This is a genomic window from Candidatus Krumholzibacteriia bacterium, assembly GCA_029865265.1.
Taxonomy (GTDB): Bacteria; Krumholzibacteriota; Krumholzibacteriia; order WVZY01; family JAKEHA01; genus JAKEHA01.
Window position 1 is genome coordinate 78,166 of the sequence record JAOUHG010000001.1, and the last position, 18,435, is coordinate 96,600.

12 protein-coding genes are annotated in these 18,435 nt (G+C 65.5%); 5 read left to right on the top strand and 7 right to left on the bottom strand.

Annotation, left to right across the window (positions count from 1 at the left end; genetic code table 11):
* Positions 1 to 111: 111 nt before the first annotated feature.
* Both OEX18_00285 and OEX18_00290 read right to left on the bottom strand, forming a co-directional pair.
* Entirely contained in the window at positions 112 to 2,688 is a 2,577-nt protein-coding gene (locus OEX18_00285; protein ID MDH4335699.1) for an outer membrane protein assembly factor, read from the bottom strand.
* Positions 2,685 to 4,034 (bottom strand): translocase, encoded by a 1,350-nt coding sequence (locus OEX18_00290; GenBank protein ID MDH4335700.1) that lies wholly within the window; start codon positions 4,032 to 4,034, stop codon positions 2,685 to 2,687. The genes OEX18_00285 and OEX18_00290 overlap by 4 nt, the downstream gene beginning before the upstream one ends.
* A 251-nt stretch (positions 4,035 to 4,285) precedes the next feature.
* On the opposite strand from OEX18_00290, the gene OEX18_00295 reads away from it, so the two are divergent.
* Positions 4,286 to 4,696 (top strand): cytochrome c-type biogenesis protein CcmH, encoded by a 411-nt coding sequence (locus OEX18_00295; GenBank protein MDH4335701.1) that lies wholly within the window; start codon positions 4,286 to 4,288, stop codon positions 4,694 to 4,696.
* A gap of 16 nt (positions 4,697 to 4,712) precedes the next feature.
* Here OEX18_00295 and OEX18_00300 read toward each other — a convergent pair whose 3' ends face one another.
* Positions 4,713 to 5,603: a ParA family protein gene (locus tag OEX18_00300; protein MDH4335702.1), complete on the bottom strand. Its 891-nt coding sequence runs from the start codon at positions 5,601 to 5,603 to the stop codon at positions 4,713 to 4,715.
* Between the two features lie 143 nt (positions 5,604 to 5,746).
* Entirely contained in the window at positions 5,747 to 6,397 is a 651-nt protein-coding gene (locus OEX18_00305) for a hemolysin III family protein (GenBank protein MDH4335703.1), read from the bottom strand.
* 173 nt (positions 6,398 to 6,570) lie between these two features.
* Between OEX18_00305 and OEX18_00310 the strand changes: the two genes are divergently transcribed.
* Entirely contained in the window at positions 6,571 to 8,448 is a 1,878-nt protein-coding gene (locus OEX18_00310) for a hypothetical protein (GenBank protein ID MDH4335704.1), read from the top strand.
* A gap of 96 nt (positions 8,449 to 8,544) precedes the next feature.
* Positions 8,545 to 10,221, top strand: coding sequence for an energy-dependent translational throttle protein EttA (gene ettA / locus OEX18_00315; protein ID MDH4335705.1), 1,677 nt, complete (start codon positions 8,545 to 8,547; stop codon positions 10,219 to 10,221).
* A gap of 17 nt (positions 10,222 to 10,238) precedes the next feature.
* Here ettA and OEX18_00320 read toward each other — a convergent pair whose 3' ends face one another.
* Both OEX18_00320 and OEX18_00325 read right to left on the bottom strand, forming a co-directional pair.
* Entirely contained in the window at positions 10,239 to 11,576 is a 1,338-nt protein-coding gene (locus tag OEX18_00320; GenBank protein MDH4335706.1) for a hypothetical protein, read from the bottom strand.
* Positions 11,566 to 11,991, bottom strand: coding sequence for a hypothetical protein (locus OEX18_00325; protein MDH4335707.1), 426 nt, complete (start codon positions 11,989 to 11,991; stop codon positions 11,566 to 11,568). The genes OEX18_00320 and OEX18_00325 overlap by 11 nt, the downstream gene beginning before the upstream one ends.
* Positions 11,992 to 12,071: 80 nt before the next feature.
* Here OEX18_00325 and OEX18_00330 point away from each other — a divergent pair, with 80 nt between their 5' ends.
* Together OEX18_00330 and OEX18_00335 are read left to right on the top strand one after the other, a co-directional pair.
* The gene (locus tag OEX18_00330; protein ID MDH4335708.1) at positions 12,072 to 14,162 is read left to right on the top strand and encodes a DUF3943 domain-containing protein; all 2,091 of its coding nucleotides are present in this window, start codon (positions 12,072 to 12,074) and stop codon (positions 14,160 to 14,162) included.
* Positions 14,163 to 15,515: an alpha/beta fold hydrolase gene (locus OEX18_00335; protein MDH4335709.1), complete on the top strand. Its 1,353-nt coding sequence runs from the start codon at positions 14,163 to 14,165 to the stop codon at positions 15,513 to 15,515. It abuts the gene before it with no gap.
* Between the two features lie 6 nt (positions 15,516 to 15,521).
* On the opposite strand, the gene OEX18_00340 is transcribed toward OEX18_00335, so the two are convergent.
* Positions 15,522 to 18,257, bottom strand: a complete 2,736-nt coding sequence (locus tag OEX18_00340) for a bifunctional acetate--CoA ligase family protein/GNAT family N-acetyltransferase (protein ID MDH4335710.1) — start codon at positions 18,255 to 18,257, stop codon at positions 15,522 to 15,524.
* Positions 18,258 to 18,435 lie beyond the last annotated feature (178 nt).

Sequence of the window (18,435 nt, forward strand, 5' to 3'; positions counted from 1 at the left end):
ACTCTCCTTGGTGCCGCGCGACCGGGAGTGCGTCCCGGCGGGTGTGTCACCATTGTGAGGAAAGAGGTTAGCATGAGCCCGTCGCGCGGGCAATAGGTGGGCGCGGGGCGGCTAGTACGAGAAGCCGGCGTGCAGGTAGAAGCGCGTGCCTTCGTCACTTGCGGCCGCGTACAGGCTGATGGTGTTCTCCGGGCTGACAAACGAGAGCCACAGCCCGCCGCCGCCCGCGGCGTGCCAGCGCTTCGAATCCTCACCCTCCAGAAACACGCGCCCGGTGTCGGCAAGCCCGAACACGCCGATGTTCCCGGGCACGAACACGTAGATGCCCGCCAGCGGGATTCGCAATTCCGCGCTTCCATAAACCGACGCATCGCCGGCGAAGCGCTGCTGGGCGAACCCGCGCACCGAGCGCGCGCCGCCGATGTAGGCGGCCTCCTGCCACGGGTACGTGCCCCACACCTGTTTGCCGCCGGCGCGCAGCGCCAGTGTGGGAGCGGGTCCCAACGGAATTGGCTGGTAGAAGGCGGCCTCACCGTGAACCTCGCCAAAGGTGCTCACCACCGCGCCCACCTCGGGAAACACGTTGCCGTCGACACTCAGGTAGAAGCCGCGCGAGGGCGCCGCGTCGGAATCACGCGTATCGAAGGCGATGCCGGCGCCCGCCGCCACCTGGAAGAAATCCTCCGTGCCGTACGGTGGATTGGCGGCGATGTAGCGGTCCTCGTTGAGATCGGTCTTACCGTACTGCGCATTGACGCGCACGGTTCCCGCCCAGCTTGCTCCTAGCGGAGCGGTCAGGGATGGTTCCAGGACGTACTGGGTGTGCTTCACCTTGTAGTAGTCCTCGCCCTCATCCGCCGGGGACTGGTTTCCGTAGCCGTAGAAGTGCAGGAAGTCGAGACCGGAGGCGCGCAGGTAGAGCCCGGTTCGCGTCTGGGAGTTCTCGCGGCGGAACTCCCCGCGGTAATCGCCCCCGAAGGCGCCGGCACGCGTCGCGTAACCGATGCGGAACTTCTGACGGTCGGCGTAGGGATCCTTGCGGAAGCCGTAGCCTTCGGACTCGAGCGTTGCCAGGAATAGAACCCCCAGATCGCTGTTGCCTCCGATGAACGGGATGAAGATGTTGCGCCGCCCCCAGTCGCGCGGTGGAATCCACTGCGCCTTCTCACGTTTGGGCGGGGTGTAGGGATGGGTGTCGAGGCGGGCTCCGGACCCGCGCAGCACCTGGTTCTCGCCGTGCGCAGCCGATACGCGCAGGCCGGTTCCGGCGGAGTCGTCGATGAAGTCGGCGCCGCCGCCAGCGATGACGCGCACGGTGATCTGACCGTGGCGGCCCGATGCGACCACGCTGTCCGCGCCGCCCCCCAGATAGATGCGGACCTCGCCGGTCTCGTTCGGGTGGAAGGTGCGCCGGTAGTAGGGTGCGTCCGCCGCTGCCAGTGCTACGGTGACCTCGACGTCGCCGTTGTCCTTGCGCGACACGGTGACGCGTTCGGGTTGATCAGTGGCGTGCACGTCCACGTCGCGCGCGAGAAAACGATAGAACGCGTCCGTCACTTCCAGTAGCGCATCGCGGCGGCTGCGCAGATCCTTCTCCAGTGCCGCCCCCTCCTTCGCGCGATACGCCTGGGGAAGGCGCGCCACCGCGGAGGCGATGACGTCGTCGGTGATGCGTGCCTTCAACTCCGCGCCGGCCTGCTCCCACGCCGGCTTCTCCAGGTCGACGAGAATGCGGCGGTCGCCGTCGCGGCCGTTCCAGGTGAGCCCTTCAATGGACGGGTACGTGTCGGAGAAACTCACGAACTGGGGCAGGTGCTGGCGTCCGGCGGCGGGAATGAAACCCTCGAAACGCACGAAGGCCTGGTCGCGGTCCTCGGGAATGGGTTGCCACTTTTCCTCGCCGGAAAACATCGCCCAGTGCCATTGACCACGGTGACGATCCCAGTCACCAACCAGCAGGTCGACCAGGCGCGCGATCAGGAACGCGCGCGAGTCCGGGCGCGTGGCCGGGCTCGCATCCATGCGCTTCCACATTTCCTCGCCGTTGATGATCTCGGTGGCGCCGCGAAAGCCGGGGTTACCGTTGCCAGCCGGCCGCGGATACTCCTCGAAGGTGCCGGGCAGTCCGGCAAACGTCTCGCGGAATTCGCCCAGCAGCGAGTCGTCCGGCATGACCACGAGGAACGGCTGCGTGTGCAGCACACCGGCCGCCTCCATCAGCGGTGAAACCGCCACCGCACCACCCGGAAAGCTGGACGCGATCTGGTCCTGCAGCAGTTTGTCCACGAAGGTGCCGTGGAATTCGGCGGGAAGGATCTCGGTGGGATCCTTGTCGAGACCGCGGAAGGTATAGTCGCGGCCATCCGCGCCTTTCATCGCCAGCCCGAGGGTTTGCTGGCCGCCCACCCGCCGTACCGGACGCAGCCCGCCCGCGAACCGGTGCAGGTCGAGTTCCGGAATCTGTATGGGAGTGGTCCACAGGTGGCGGTAGTCGGCGCCCAGCAGGAAGCGATGAAAGCTTCCCGCCTGGTAGTGCTCGCCCGCGGTGACGCTCAGGGTCGGCCCCGCGGGCGCCAGCGTGCTGTCGCGCTCGGCCGCTGGTGTCGCGTGCGCCGGATGTGCGGCGCCATGAGAGGCGAGCATTGCCGCGCCGGCCAGGAAGAGAGCGCGACCGGGGCGGTGCTTCAACGCAGTTCCTCCCGTGGCACGAGTGCGCGGTGCCGCCGTCCGATGCCCACGACAATCACGAACCAGATGAGGATCAGTCCCATATTGATGAGCGCAAACTGCCGCGTCCCAAGCGCAAGCAGCGTGCCCGCAAACACCAGTCCCGCGGACAGAAGATCGCCCGCGCGTACGAAGATGGTGTCGATGGCGGCCTTCGCCTTGTACTTGGCGTCGCGCGAGGTGGGGAGAAACAGGGCGTGCCGCGCGGTGTTGTTGAGCGAGTAGTCGAGCGAGTTCTCACTGATTTTCGCGGCGCGAATCAGCGCCAGTACCGGCAGGAAGGCAACAATACCGTAGGCACCGAACGCGACCAGGGGAAGTACGTACAGCGCCACCCGCACACCGAAGCGCTGCAGGATGCGTGCAACCAGAAAAATTTGAATGACCGCGGAGAGCGCGTTGACCCACGTGAAATACTCCGCATAGAACGAGCCAATGAACTGTCTGACGAATTCCTCCGGCGGCAGGCCGGCGGTGGCGCCGTCCGCGGCCAGACGCGCGGCCTCGCCGGAAACCACCCGGCCCAGTATGTATTCGCCGTTGGTGTTCACGAAATTCAACACCAGCAGCAGCAGGCCGATGAGCAGCAGGTAACGGTCGCGGGCCACCATCGCGAATCCGCCGCGTCGGTCGGCCATGGGCGCTTCCGCGATTGCGCCGTCCGCCGCGCCCGCCAGTCCCGAGCGCCGGTTCACAACCCATACCAGCAACAGGTAGAGTGCGAGCAATCCCGCGGCGACCAGCATGAGCTCGTACACGCCGAGCACCCCGATGAGCGCGCGCGAGATGGCGCCGCCCACGATGGCACCCGTGGTCTGGCCGAATCCGAGAATGGCGAACAGGCGACGGCCCTGTTCGGGCGTGTACACGTCGTTGGCGAACGACCAGAACTGCGCGACGATCATCAGGTTGAAGATGCCCACCCAGATGAAGAACGCGACCCCCAGGCCGGGCGCGCCGGCGTGGGCGAGCGAGTAGAAGATGAGCAGATTGGAAAGGAAGAACAGGGTGGAGCCGCCGATGAGCCGCATGCGGTTCACACGGTTGGCAATGCCGCTGTAGACGGGGATCAGGAACAGCAGCAGTACCGCCTGGGTCGCCGAGGTGTAGCTCTTCAACTCCGCGCCCCCGCCGGCCAGGATGAGCGGCTCGCGCACGACTTTGATGATGTAGTAGGCCGTAAGCAGCAGGAACACGGCGAGCATGAGCAGGATCGCGTCCAGGCCCTCGCCGGGACGGACCGGTGCGAACGGCGTCAGCAGCCGGTCGAGGAATCGTTTCTGTCCGGAAGCGTGAGGTTCGGTCATGCCCCTGAGAGTGCCAGACGTGCCGCGTCCGGGGACCAACCCCCGCCACTGGATCCGGCGCGCGGCTCACGCCGGTCGGCCGTCGCAATACCCAGCTGTCCCGCGGCGGCAGGGACGGAGTGTAATGCATGCAGCCAGGGCGCGAAAGGCCTCTTCCCCGCCGCGAGGCCGAGGTGGCGTGCGGCGGTGCGGGGCATTATAATTCGGCAGAGCCGGTTGCCCGGGCCGCGGGAATCGGCGGGAGGATTATCGTGAAACGCACGTCTCTTGCGGCCGCACTCCTGTTGATAACGCTCACATCCGTCGCTCTTGCCGGTTACGGCTCTGAAGATCCGCGGCTCCAGGAGCTCTATGCGTCATTCGTGGGCCCCTGCTGCTGGCGCGACAATCTCACCATTCATGAGTCCGGAAAGGCCGATCAGATGCGCGCCGATATCAAGGCCATGGTGGCCGCCGGCCAGTCCGACAAGCAGATCAAGGCCGCGATGGTCCAGCAATACGGAAAGCGCATTCTTGTGGTCCCGGAGGGAGGGGCGGCGAGCTGGCTGTTCAAGACGCCGTGGATGCTGGGCCTGATGGGGCTCGCGCTGGTGGTGGTATTCCTGCGCAGGATGCGGCACGCTGCGCCCGCGGAGCAGCCCGCAGTCATTCGCGCGGACTGATCCGCGCGACCGCGCGTCAGTAATCCGCCCCGGTGGGCCGGAAGGGTTCGCTGACGTAGCTCTCCAGTTCGTCGAGATCGAGCGAATCGTCCTCCGATGGCGCGCTCACGCGGTCCATGATTTCGTTGCACAGTCCCAGGTAGTCATCCGCGCCGAAACTGCGCGGACGGTAACTGAAGATATCCTTGCCGTAGCGCGGCGACTCCGCCAGCGCGATGTTGTCGCGGATGATTGCGTCGAGCAACAGCGCGCCGTAACGCTCGCGCAAAGTCTCCACCACCATGCGGCTCAGCACCTTGCGTCCATCGAAGCGCGTTGCGATCATCCCCCCCACTTCCAGCGTCGGATTGAAGCGCGCGCGCACCGATTCGATCCACTTGAGTAGGTCCTCGATGCTCTCCATGGCCAGGTATTCCGTTTGCACCGGAATGAACGCCGTGCTTGCGGCGACCAGCGCATTGGTCGTGATGAGACCCAGGCTCGGGGAACAGTCGAACAGGATGTAGTCGTACTCCCGATCCATGTTGGTGATGGCACGCTTGAGCAGGTAATCGCGATCGCTGGCGCGCACGAGGGCCACTTCGGCGTCCGCGAAATCGAGTGAGGCCGGGATCAGCGACATCGACATGGTGTCCACGCGGTTTTCCATGTGCAGCCGGGCGTTCAACGGCTTGCTCATGATCGCCGCCGCGGCGTTGATGTCGCCGCGCAGCACGTCGTGGATGGTGTGGTGGATTTCGTCGCGGTCAATGCCCAGGAAGCGCGTCAGGTGACCCTGGGGATCGAGGTCCACGAGCAGTACGCGGCTTCCCAGTATCGCCAGCCCCGCGCCGACATTGGCCACCGTGGTGGTCTTGCCGACGCCACCCTTCTGATTGAGGAAAGCCGCAACTGTCGTGTGATCCATCGTTCCTCCGCGGGGCAAGAGTGCCGGCTCGACAGCCGGAAGTCCGGGGCCATGCGAGGCCGCCCGTAAACCCGTATCCTCGCACCGGATCAGGGGTTCTGACAAGGAAATGTTGACGCGGCCGCCCGGAATCGGTGTGTGGCCTAGGGAATAACGTAGAGCAGGACCGCAAAGAAGTGGCAGATGCTTCCCGCGAGCACAAAGAGGTGCCACACCGCGTGGTGATAGGGCATCTTCTTCCAGACGAAGAAAACCACGCCGAATGTGTACGCCAGCCCGCCGGCCGCGAGCAGCACCAGCCCTTCCGTCCCCAGCCCCCTCAGCAGCGGTTTCACCGCGGAAACAATGGCCCAGCCCATCGCCAGGTAGAGGATCAACTGCAGGCGGCGCGCCCGCCCGCGCGTGAACACTTCGAGCAGGACACCGGCAATGGCCAGCCCCCACACGGCCCCGAAGATACTCCACCCCCATTTCCCGTTCATCGTCACCAGGGTGAACGGGGTGTAGGTGCCGGCGATGAGGAGAAAGATGGCCGCGTGGTCCAGAATGCCAAAAACGCGCTTGCCTCGGCCGGCTGAAAGGGCGTGGTAGAAAGTCGATGAGGCGTACAGGATAACGAGCGTCGCTCCATAAATGCTGCATGCCACCACACGCATGGTGCCTCCCTCTTTGACGGAGACGACCACCATGACCACGAGTGCGGCGATTGACAGGATAAGCCCCGCGCCGTGGGTGACGCTGTGGGCCAGTTCTTCTCCAGCCGGGAAGTGCTCGTCGGGGTTGCTGGCAGGCATGGTCTCACCATGCCAGAACGCGCGCTGCCGTACCATATGTTCCCCCATCGGCCGCGGCCAGACCCGCTGCGGAGGGTGCGGTTGACCGTCGTCTGCCAGGGGGGTATCGTTGGTTGTCGTTGTGTCCCCGCCGCGCGGCCACAGGAGACCCCGTTCTCCCCAGGGAGGCTGCCATGAACGTCGACCGGCCAATCCGCCCGGCAACCCTCTTTGTCGCCGCGATACTCCTGTTTCTCGCCGTCACCGGTGCCCCGGCCCGGGACGAGACGCCTGCCAAACGGAATACCGGGCCGTCCCGCACGTTCGTCGTAGACGGGTCCCCGGTTCACGACGTGGGCAACGTGCGCGTTCACGCCTCCAACTGGGGCGCATTCGGCTCCTCTCCGGGGACCGGTCTCCCCTACGCCGGCGCGCCTTCCTGCGAGTGGCCCGCCGGTTCGCAGGTGGAGTACGTGTATGAGGGCGGTCTGTGGGTGGGCGCCCTGCTCGACGGTACGCCGGCCGTATCCACGTCTGTCCAGCAACTCGAGAACCGGCCCACGGTGGAGCCGGGGGACGTGGTCTACTACGCGGCGCAGGGGGACGCGGGCGGGGCACGCATTCCGATGCCCGGCGCCGACGACGACCATGACGGGTCGGTGGATGAGGACTGGCACGAGGGATACGACAACGACTTCGACCGTTTCGCCGACGAGGACTTCGCGGCCATATCCGACCAGATGCTCAGTCGCCGCTTCCAGGATGACACGCCGCAGGCGACCGCCATTTACCCCCAGCACCGCCCCATGCACCTCGCCGTGCGCGAGGAGAGCTACCAGTGGCGCGACAGTGCCTACGACGATTTCGTTGGGTTCACGTTCTGGATAACGAATACAGGTGAGGATACCTTGCGCAGCGTATACGTCGGTGTCTACACGGACGGGGACGTTGGCCATCGTGCCCGCAACAACTACTGGAACGACGACGCCACGGGTTTCGACACGGTGATGGTCGACCACGCCCCCGGCACCACGCGCCACGACTTTGCGTACTGGTACGATGTCGACGGCGACGCCGGCCAGGCCCCGGGGTACGCCGGCATTCTCATCCTCGACCACCCCACCGATCCGCTGGGTATCGATGCGCCACCCAGCGTACGCGCCACGTCCGCGGTCAACATGCTGGGCTCACTGTCGTATCCGCAGGGTGGTCCGCCGACCAACGACTTCGAGCGCTACGAACTCATGTCCTCCGGGAAGGTGGGGCAGAACATCGGGGGTGACGTCACCACGCTGGTGGCGATGGGGCCCTTCGCGCAGTTGTATCCCGGGGAGACGATCCGCTTCAGTTTTGCGCTGGTGGTGACCCCGCGCGACGACTTCAGCAACGTGCGGCGGGCCGCCGACGTGTACCACGGCCGCTGGTTCGACATCGACGGCGACCCGCTCACCGGAATCCGTGGCCGCGAACACAACGAGCACTGGTATCTTCCCACGGACACGGTGGAAACGGTTGCTTTTGGCTTCGTGTCGGCGACGGCCGACGAGGGCGTCATCGCCCTGCGGGCGACCTACCAGGCCGGGATGCACGTGCGCGAGGTGGCCGTCTATCGCGGGCCGGAGGACGTCGCCTTCCCCATGGATCGGATCGGCACGGTGCCGCCGTGCGGCTGCGGCGCCATCCAGTTCATCGACCGGGACGTCATCTCCGGCCACGCGTATCGCTACCAGTTCGGTGTGGTGGACGGTGAGGGCGAACACCTGTCACCGCTGGTGATGCCCACCGCGGGGCCGGTCGAGGGACGCCTGTCGCAGAATCGGCCCAACCCGTTCAACCCCCGCACCACCATCCATTTCACGCTGCCCGCTCGCGCGGCCACCACGCTGGTCGTCTACGGCGTGTCGGGCGGGCGCGTGCGCACGCTGGTCGACGAAGAGCTGGCCAGGGGACCGTACGCGGTCGAATGGGACGGGCAGGATGACGACGGCCAGCCCGTGTCGTCGGGGATGTACTTCTACCGCCTGGTGTCGGGGACCTACTCGGTATCGCGCAAGATGATGCTCATCAAGTAGCCTGCCCGGCTTCCGAACGCCCCGGTTTTCGTGTATGATGGCCCGCTGGCCGCGCGCCGCGCGGCGGTTTCCAACCCATCACGCCGGAGAGTGTCCGTGTCGCACCAGTATGTCTGCACGTTGTATCGCCTGAAGAAAGTCGTCCCGCCGGATAAGCTCATCCTGGATGACATCACCCTCGCCTTTCTCCCCGGCGCCAAGATCGGCGTGCTCGGTCACAACGGCGCCGGCAAGAGCACACTGCTGCGCATCATGGCCGGCGTCGACACCGACATCCAGGGCGAGTGCCAGACGCTGCCCGGCCTGAAGATCGGTTATCTGCCGCAGGAGCCGCAACTCGACCCGTCCAAGGACGTGCTCGGTAATATTGAGGAGGCGGTGGCGGAGACCCGCGCGTTGCTGCAGCGTTTCGAGGCGGTCAATGCGAAGTTCGCAGAGCCCATGAGCGACGACGAAATGACCGCGCTCATCGAGGAACAGGCCAGGCTGCAGGACCAGATCGACGCCGCCAACGCGTGGGACTTGGACCGCCAGCTCGAGATCGCGATGGATGCGTTGCGCTGCCCGCCCCCGGACGCCGACGTCAGCAAGATCTCCGGCGGCGAACGGCGACGCGTGGCGTTGTGCCGGTTGTTGTTGCAGAAGCCTGACATGCTGCTGCTCGATGAGCCCACCAACCACCTCGACGCGGAGTCGGTGGCGTGGCTGGAGCGCTACCTCAAGGAGTTCCCGGGCACGGTGGTGGCGATCACGCACGACCGCTACTTCCTGGACAATGTGGCCGGCTGGATTCTCGAGCTCGATCGTGGCAAGGGGATTCCGTGGGAGGGCAATTACTCGTCGTGGCTGGAGCAGAAGGAGCGCCGCCTTGCCACCGAGGAAAAGCAGGAGTCCGCGCGGCGCCGCACACTGCAGCGGGAAATGGAATGGATGCGCATGACGCCCAAGGCGCGCCACCAGCGCAGCAAGGCGCGCATCAACCAGTTCGAGGAACTGCTCAGCGAGAAGGCGCGCGAACGGCGCGACCGCCTCGAAATCGCCATCCCCAGCGGACCGCGCCTGGGCGACCTAGTGGTGGAGGCGCGCGGGTTGCGCAAGGGATACGGCGAGAACATTCTTATCGACGGGCTGGATCTGTCGTTGCCGCGTGGCGGCATCGTGGGAATCATCGGTGCGAACGGCGCGGGCAAGACGACGCTGTTTCGCATGATCACCGGTTCCGAGGCGCCCGACGCGGGCGATCTCAAGGTGGGCGAGACGGTGCAGTTTGCACACGTTGATCAGTTCCGTGATGCACTCGATCCTGCCAAGTCCGTGTGGGAGGAAATCTCGGATGGCGAGGAGTTCATCGAGGTGGGCAAGCGCAAGATGAACTCGCGCGCCTACGTGGCGAGCTTCATGTTCAAGGGCACCGAGCAGAACAAGAAGGTGGGCGCACTATCCGGCGGCGAGCGCAACCGGCTCCACCTGGCCAAGCTCCTCAAGACCGGCGGCAACGTGCTGCTGCTCGACGAGCCCACCAACGATCTCGACGTGAACACGCTACGTGCGCTGGAAGACGCGCTGGTTGAGTTTGCGGGGTGCGCGGTGGTGATCAGCCACGATCGCTGGTTCCTGGACCGCATCGCCACCCACATGCTCGCGTTCGAAGACGACGGGCAGGTGAAGTGGTTCGAGGGCAACTATCAGGACTACGAGGCGGATCGGCACCGCCGGCTCGGCCACGACGCGGACCAGCCGCACCGGATACGCTACAAGAAGATTCACGCCTGACGCGCTCGCGCGGGCGGTCAACGAATGCCCTGCAGACCGGTGGCGGCAAGTGTTTCGCCCACGAAACGGCCCGCCAGGATGTTGCCGGCGTCCGACAGGTGTGTGTCGTAGACGCGATACATGCCCTGGCGCCCCGCGAGCACGGGGGTCATGTCCACCACCATTTGCCCGGGGAGGGAGCCGCGCACGAACCCCAGGTTCGCAGTCAGCGGCGCAAGACGCTGCTCGTCCATTTCCATGAGCCCCTGCAGGTCCGGGTCGACGAGCGCGCGGTTGGGGAACAAGACGACCACGAATGGCACCCCGGCCGCGTCGGCGAGGGCTCGCATCTCCTGAACCGCGCGCAGGCATTCGTCCATGCCGTACGACGAGGTGTGGACCCGGCGGGCGATCTCCAGGTCGCGCAGCACCGTCTCCTTGAGAAACGGAACCACCGCGCGCAGCGGATCGGGCGCCGGTTGGCAGGGCCCCGCGCCGATGCCAACCGCGTCCATGACGTCCGGTGAAGAACTTCGCTTGAGGACGGTCGCCACCACCGCCCAGCGAAACGTGCGCGTGTTCAGGGGATGAAAGGTGCACAGGAACCACGAGCGCGGGAAGCGCATGATGAACCCGCCCACCACACGGCGTTCGGTTCCGGGCAAATTGTCGGCGAGGTCGTTCTCGAGAAACAGGTTGAACACGATTGCATCCACCGGACACCCGTTGCGCAGATACCAGCGCAGCAGGGCGAGGGACTCGACCGCCCCGTATCCCGACAGCCCCGCGTTCACGACCCGGCATGCCTCGTTCCAGGACTCGCGCAGGGTGACCTCCGCGACATCCGGGTAGTTGCATGCGCGCGCATGTCCGCTGCCCTCGGTGTAGGAATCTCCCAGGAACAGAATCCGCGGACCTCCGCCCCCGCTCCTCGCACCCAGGCAGGGTCCGGCCGGCGCCCGGGTGAGGTTTTTTCTCAGGATGACCGGTGGACGTCCGGATGCCGGCAGCTGGTAGCTCTGCCCCAGCCGGCTCGCGGGGATGCGCGCGACGACGAAGCGGTCGGCAAACGCCAGCAGGCCGTTGAGGATGAACAGGGAAACGTAGGTCCCGCGGATGAGCCCGCCCGCGCGGGACATCCTGCCGGTGGCCAGCTCGATGCTCTGTACCGCCAGTGCGCCGATTGCCACCACTAGACAGGCGTCGGTGAGGCGGCCGAGCGCCGCGCTCCCGGTGTTGAACACGCCGAAGGGGACCACGCGGGTATGGTCCTGAATAATGATTGCGACGATGACGCAGACGGTGACGATCAGGAAGAGGAAACGCGCGAGGATCGGCGCGCGCGCCCGGAGATCCGACGCCCGGCTACCGCCCATCTTGTTCCAGTGGCCGTAGCGGCAGCGTTGCGAGGAAACGCGGCGATCCCTTCCACTCCAGGCGCAGGCGGCCGCCCAGGCTGGGTCCCTCCCCCTGGCCGCCGAGGAACTTGATCGACTCAGCCACCACCTCTCCGCCGGCGTCTCCCATCTGCCAGTGGCCCGCAGCCAGCGACGGCGTGGGATTGTAAACCACGCTCAACTCCACGCGAAGCTTCCGGCCGTCCTGCAGCGTGAAGACGGCCATCGCCGAGGTCTGGGCGCCGTCGCGCTTGCCGCTGATCTGGTAATCGCTGGTGGTGAGTGCCTTCCATGCGCCGTCCCGCCATTCCTCGACGCGCGGAGATTTTGTGTCCGCACAGCCGGCCGCCACAACAAGGACGGCCGTCACCAATGTTGCAATCCTGCTGCTCATGTCACGCCTTTCACCTGGGGTCGGATCGTCTTGATCGAACAGCCGCTGTGCGATAGTCTCCGGGCATCGAGGAGGCTCCCATGCTGACTGGTAACGCGTCAAGATATGCTCTGGTTCTGTTTGTTCTCTCGCTGGTTCTTCTTTCCGCGCCGGATGGACGCGCGTCTTCCGAGGATCCGCCGGGCACCCACCGCGATTGGGGTGTGAGCTGGGTCATTCGTGCAGGAGGCGTAAGCGGAGACTATGGTGACTTTCTGCAGAAGGGCACCGCGTGGGATATGAGCCTGTTCAAGCAGAAGGGCGAGTGGCGCTACGGCGTGGGCCTGATGTTCGGCTCGCTCGGCTGGCAGTCGCCCTACGAGCATGAAAAGGAATGGGCGCACTTTGAAACCTTCGGCTATGCCTCCCGCGTCTTCCGCAACGACGAGAGCGTGCGCCCCTATCTGCAGGGGCGCCTGGGCATCGTGCGCATACACCCGCGCTCGGAGCTCTTTCAAAAGGCGCCGTTTGAAGACCTCGCCTCGGGCGAGAGCCCGACCGACGCCAAGAACGGTGTGGGCCTGTCGTTCATCCCCGGTCTCGAGTTCGATATCTCCAACGGCTTCGCCGTCGACGTTTCCGCATACGTGAACTGGTTTATCGCCGGGGAATACAACCTCGAGGACTACGAAGGCAACCGTCCGCTGGGCGACGTTCCCAATCCGAGCAGCGGGCTGGAGTACGGGGCGCGCGTGGGCGCCACCTGGCGCCCCATCTCGTTCGACGAGCCCGTCAAGAGCGCTTCCCCCGACACCTCGCCGCTTCCGCTCGCCAGCAGCGCAAAGGACGCCTGGGGCGTCACGCGGAGCCCGGGCTGGGCCGCGGGCGAGGTGATTATGATCAATTTCGGTGCATCGATGTTCAACGAGTACGTGCGCCAGGCCAACTTCAACCAGGTCAGCCCGCGCAGCTTCTGGGCGAACATCGAAGAGGGTTTCACCTACGACGACAACCAGTTCAAGACCAACCAGATGATCCACCCGTTCAATGGCAGCACCTACTTCAACGCTGGCCGTGCCAACGGGCTCGGGTTCTGGCCCTCGACTCTGTACGCGCTCAGCGGGGCCTTCATCTGGGAGGCGATGGGAGAGACGCACCCCATGTCCGGTAACGACATGGTCGCCACCGGTATCGGCGGTGTCGCCTTTGGTGAAACGACCTACCGGCTGTCGTCGGCCGTCCTCGACAACACCGCGACCGGCAGCGGCAGAACCTGGCGGGAAATTGGCGGCTTCCTGATCGACCCGGTGCGCGGCTTCAACCGCTTCGTGTCCGGCCGCGCAACCCGCGTGCAGGGCAATCCCTCGAGCGCATACGACTATCGCCCCCCTCGCTACTTCACCGCTCTGGGCGTGGGCGCGCGCATCACGGGAAGAGGCGAGTCCATCACCGACAGCACGCAGACGCAGGCCGTCATCGACCTGTACATCAACCACGGGAGCCCGTGGGAGAACGAGCGCCGCAAGCCGTTCGACCATTTCGACATGGGCGTGCAGATGAACGGCAATGACAAGGTGCCCATCGGGCGCTTCCAGATCCGCGGCGATCTGTATTCGAGGGCGTTCGGCGGAGAAGACGGAGAGAAGCACGCATGGGCCGTCGTTCAGCACTTCGACTACGTCAATAATAACGCCTACGAATTCGGCGGTCAGAGTTTTGGCCTGGCGCTGTTCTCGCGCTTTCGGCCGTCGGCCAGGACGGGAATCCAGACGCGTGTCGACGTGATGGGAACGCTGATGGCGGCGGTCAACACCGAGTACTCGTATGTGGTCGAGACACCGAACCAGGAACGCGATCGTGAGTACGACTACGGTCCGGGTGCCGGTTTCTCGGTGGAAGCCGCCTTGCTGCGCTCCAACCGGCGAATCTTTGCTGCGGCGTATCGCGCCGAATGGATCAACGTGAAGAACGGTTCCGTCTGGGTGCCGGCCGGGAATCCGGGTTCCGACGCGAATCACTTCGTGGAGGACCTGTGGCTGTCGCTGCGCATCCCTGTACGCGGGGCGATGAGCGTGGGACTCGACAGCTCGGTGTTCTTCCGCCAGAGCTATTTCTCGCGCGAAGATTTCGTCGACACCAACCAGCGTGTTCCGCAGGCGAGGCTGTATCTCGCATGGGAGACGAACCGTTAGGTGTGGGCCGCGATCAGCCGTAGAAGCCGGGCCGGATTCGGGGCGCTCGCGCTTGCCGTGGCGCTGTTGCTGGTGGCGGACACGCTGCCAGCCGCTGACGCGGACTACTGCGGCGAGTACCGGTTTGCGTCGGGGGGGCTGGTCTCGGTTCTCACAGAAGGCACCACGGCCGGGACCACGCGCCTGGTTGCGACCATCTGGGAGAGCGGACGGGTGGGCGCGTTGCTTGCGGACACCCTCGACCGCTTTACCATGTCGCCGCCGGACGCGGACGGCAACACTCCCACCATCACTTTTGACAGAAGCCCTGGCGGAACCATAGCCGCCCTCACCCTCGAGACGCCCGGGCAGGTGCCGCGCCATGCCCCGCGCGTGGTCACCTTTCACGAAGAAGAACTCCTCTTCACCAGCGGCGACGCCACGCTGTCGGGAACCGTCAAGATTCCAGTCGGCGATGGGCCGTTTCCCGGGATCGTGCTGGTGCACGGCTCCGGACCGGCCGGGCGCGAGTCGGTGGAGTCGATGGCGCGCTTCTTCGTGAGCATCGGCTTTGCCACTCTGAGCTACGACAAGCGCGGTTGCGGAGGATCCACCGGCGACTGGAAGACGGCGGATCTGCTCCAACTCGCGCGCGACGCGCTGGTGGGCGTGGCTATCCTGCGCGCGCGTGATGACGTGGATCCAACGCGTGTGGGGATGTGGGGGATCAGCCAGGGTGGGTGGGTGGCGCCGATTGCCGCATCCCACTGGACGAGCGTGGCCTTCGTCATCAATCATTCGGGGCCGGCCACGAGCCTGCGGCGCCAGGACACCTTCATGATGTCACGGGTGCTGGAGATGCAGGATGTGCCGCCGGACGACATCGACCTCGCCGTGGCCGCCCTCAACACGCTGTACGACTACGGGCGGGGAAAGGCGACGGCGGCGCAACTCGACGCGGCCGTTGCGAAGACCATTGGACGTGCCGGGCTTGAGGACTTCGCGACGTTGACGTCGGAGAACATCATTGCCGACTCGCTGTACGCGCAGCAACCCTTCGGCGATCCCGCCTGGTTCCTCCATCTCGACCCGGACCGCGACGCGCTGGAACCGTATCGACTCCTGCGCTGCCCGGTGCTGGTGGTGTACGGCCGCCTGGACTACACGGTGCCCGTGGAGGAGAGTGTCGTCGCCCTGGGCAGCGTGTTTGCCCAACGGGGCCCCGCCGATTTTCATATGGCCGTGCTGGAACGGACCGGACATGGGATGCTGGTGATGGATCCCGAAGCACCGCAGAACCCCGCCCTTCCGCTCTCGCTGGCGCTCGAGTACTTTGCCCTGCTGGAAGACTGGCTCTCCGCCCGCGGCTTCTGATCCCTCTCACCGTTGCGCGGGCGCGGCATCCGCGCGCCGAACGGGCGGCTTCCACGTATCCATCTTGCGCGTCCCCAGAACGGCGTCGGGCGATATCGAATAGTCGAGCTGAAAGTCGCGGTGTTTCATGAGCTCGATCATGCGCGGATTGTCCGGTGTCGTTTCCGCGAACACCTTGCGGATGCCCTGCTCCTTCGCTATCTCCAGGCAGTAATCGGTGAGGAGCGAGCCCAGGCCGGCTTCCTGGAAGGCGTCCGCCACCAGCACGGCGTACTCGGCGTCGGTGCGGTCCGCGTCGGCCACCAGGCGTCCCACACCGATCAGCCGCCGCCGGTCGTTCTCCTCGAGTTCCGCCACGATGGCAATCTCGCGGTCGTAGTCGATGAAGCAGAAGCGCGTGGCCATTTCGTGCGTGGTCTGCTTGAAGAGATAGCGGAAGCGAAACCAGATCGACTGCTGTGAGCAGCTCGCCAGCAACTCGTGCCACATGGGTTCGTCCTCCGGTTTGATGGGCCGGAGCAGAACACGGCGGCCGTCCTTGAGTTTTGCGATGCGCGTGTACTCCTCGGGGTAGGGCCGGATGGCCAGGTGCGAGTACGGTCGCACCGGGTGCAACAGCGACTCGTGATCCAGGATGATGCGTGCGTCGAGCGCGATGGCGTCCTGCGGTGTCACCAGCAGCGGGTTCACGTCCAGCTCCGCGATCTCCGGATAATCGGCCACCAGGTAGGAAAGCCGCATGAGAACTTCGATGAGGCGGTCGATGTTGACGGCGGGGCGTCCCCGGTAACCCTGCAACAGCGGCCACGAACGCAGCGACTCCAGCATGCGCCGCGCCAGCCGCTCGGAGAGCGGGGGCAGTTCCAGAGCGCGGTCCTTGAACACCTCAGCCGCCGTTCCACCCGTTCCCACCATCAGCACCGTTCCGAACACCGGATCACGTTTGGCGCCCACGATGAGCTCGTAACCGGTGGGATGCGTGATCATGGGTTGGATGGTCACGCCCTCCACGTGCGCGTCGGGCCGCCTCTCGCGCGCGGTCGTCACGATCTCATGGTAGGCCGCATGCACCGCATCGTCGGTGGCGAGGCTCAACGCCACCCCGTTCACTTCGGTCTTGTGGGTAATGTCGGAGGACATCACCTTCATCGCCACCGGGTAGCCGATGCGCCGCGCAAACTGCACGGCATCTTCCACCGAGCGCGCCGCGAAGGGCTTGGCCACCGGTATCTCGTATGCCTCCAACAGCGCCTTGGAGGTGCTCTCGGTGAGGGTGTCGTGCCCCTCGCTGAGGATGGTGTTGAACACCGCGCGCAACTTGCCGCGGTCGAGTTTGAACTCCATGGGAATGTCACGCGGTGTTTCGTAGAGCACCTCGCGCGTGCGCGCGTATTCCACCATGTACATGAACGCGCGCACCGCCTGTTCCGGCGTCGAGTACGCGGGGATGCCCGCCTCGGTGAGCAGATCCACGCCCTGTGTCATGCTCACCCCGCCCATCCACGAGGCGAGCACCGGCTTGGGCGACGCCTTGGCCACCTTGATGACGGCACGGGCGCTGTCGGTGGGCTTGCTCACCGCCTGCGGCGCAAATACCACCAGTGCCGCGTCGACGCCCCCGTCGTCGAGAACGCCGGTCAACGCCGTGGCAAGTCGTGCCGGGGAGGCATCCCCGATGACGTCGACGGGATTGCGGTGCGACCACGTCGGGGGCAGCGCCCCGTTGAGCGCGTCGATGGTCTTCTCGTCGAGTCTCGCGAGGACACCCTTTCGCTCCAACAGGGCGTCGGTTGCCATCACGCCGGGGCCGCCGGCGTTGGTGACGATGGCCAGGCGCGGACCACGTGGAAACTTCTCCCGCGCCAGCAACTCTGCGCAGTAGAACATGTCCGCCATCTCCAGGATGCGGACGACGCCGGCCCGCCGAAACGCGGCCTGGTAGACCGCGTCCACGCCGGCCATGGCGCCGGTATGTGATGCGGCCGCCTCCGCCGACTCGGCAAAGCGTCCCGCCTTGTAGGCGATGATGGGCTTCCGGCGCGCGAACGCGCGCGCCGCCGACATGAACTCGCGCGCTTCGGTAATGGACTCGACGTACAGAATGATGGACTTGGTGTGGGGGTCGTTGGCGAAGTAGTCGATCAGGTCACCCATGCCCACGTCGAGCATGTTGCCCACGGAGACAAAGTTGGAGAAACCAATCTTCTCCTTGGTCGCCCAGTCGAGCACCGCCGTGCACAGCGCGCCGGACTGCGAGAGGAACGCGATGTGACCCTTGGCGGGCGTCGCGTTGGCGAACGACGCGTTGAGCGAAGCGTGCGGCGCCATCAGGCCGAGACAGTTGGGTCCCAGGATGCGCAGGCCGTCGAACTTCTGCGCCTCCTGCCGGATCGCCTGCTCGAGTGCCTCTCCGTCGCTGCCGATCTCGCGAAAACCGGCAGACAGAATTACGAGCCCGAATATGCCGCGCTCGCCACACTGCCGTACCACGGCCGGCATGGTCTTCGCCGGTGTGCAGATGACGGCCAGGTCGGGCGCTTCGGGCAGATCGGCGATGCTCGCGAAGCACCGGGCGTTGCCGATGCGCTTGTACTTGGGATTGACCGGGTAGATTGGTCCGGTAAAGCCGCCCTCTTTGAGGTTGTGCAAGACCGTATACCCGAGACTGTTGGGCGTGCGGCTGGCACCGATGACGGTGATGCTCTTGGGACGGAAGATGTTACCGAGGTTGCGAACGGACATGGGTGGACTCCGGTATTCGTGCGGCGCTCACCAAAAATAGCACGTGCACGCGCGCAATAAAAGGATACACAAGGTATCGCTGTGATCCCGGCCATCGGCATGTTCTGGTGTGATTCGGTGGGGATGGTGGACACCGGGGTGTGTCGATGGCAACCGTGGAAGGATCCGGTTTTTCGAT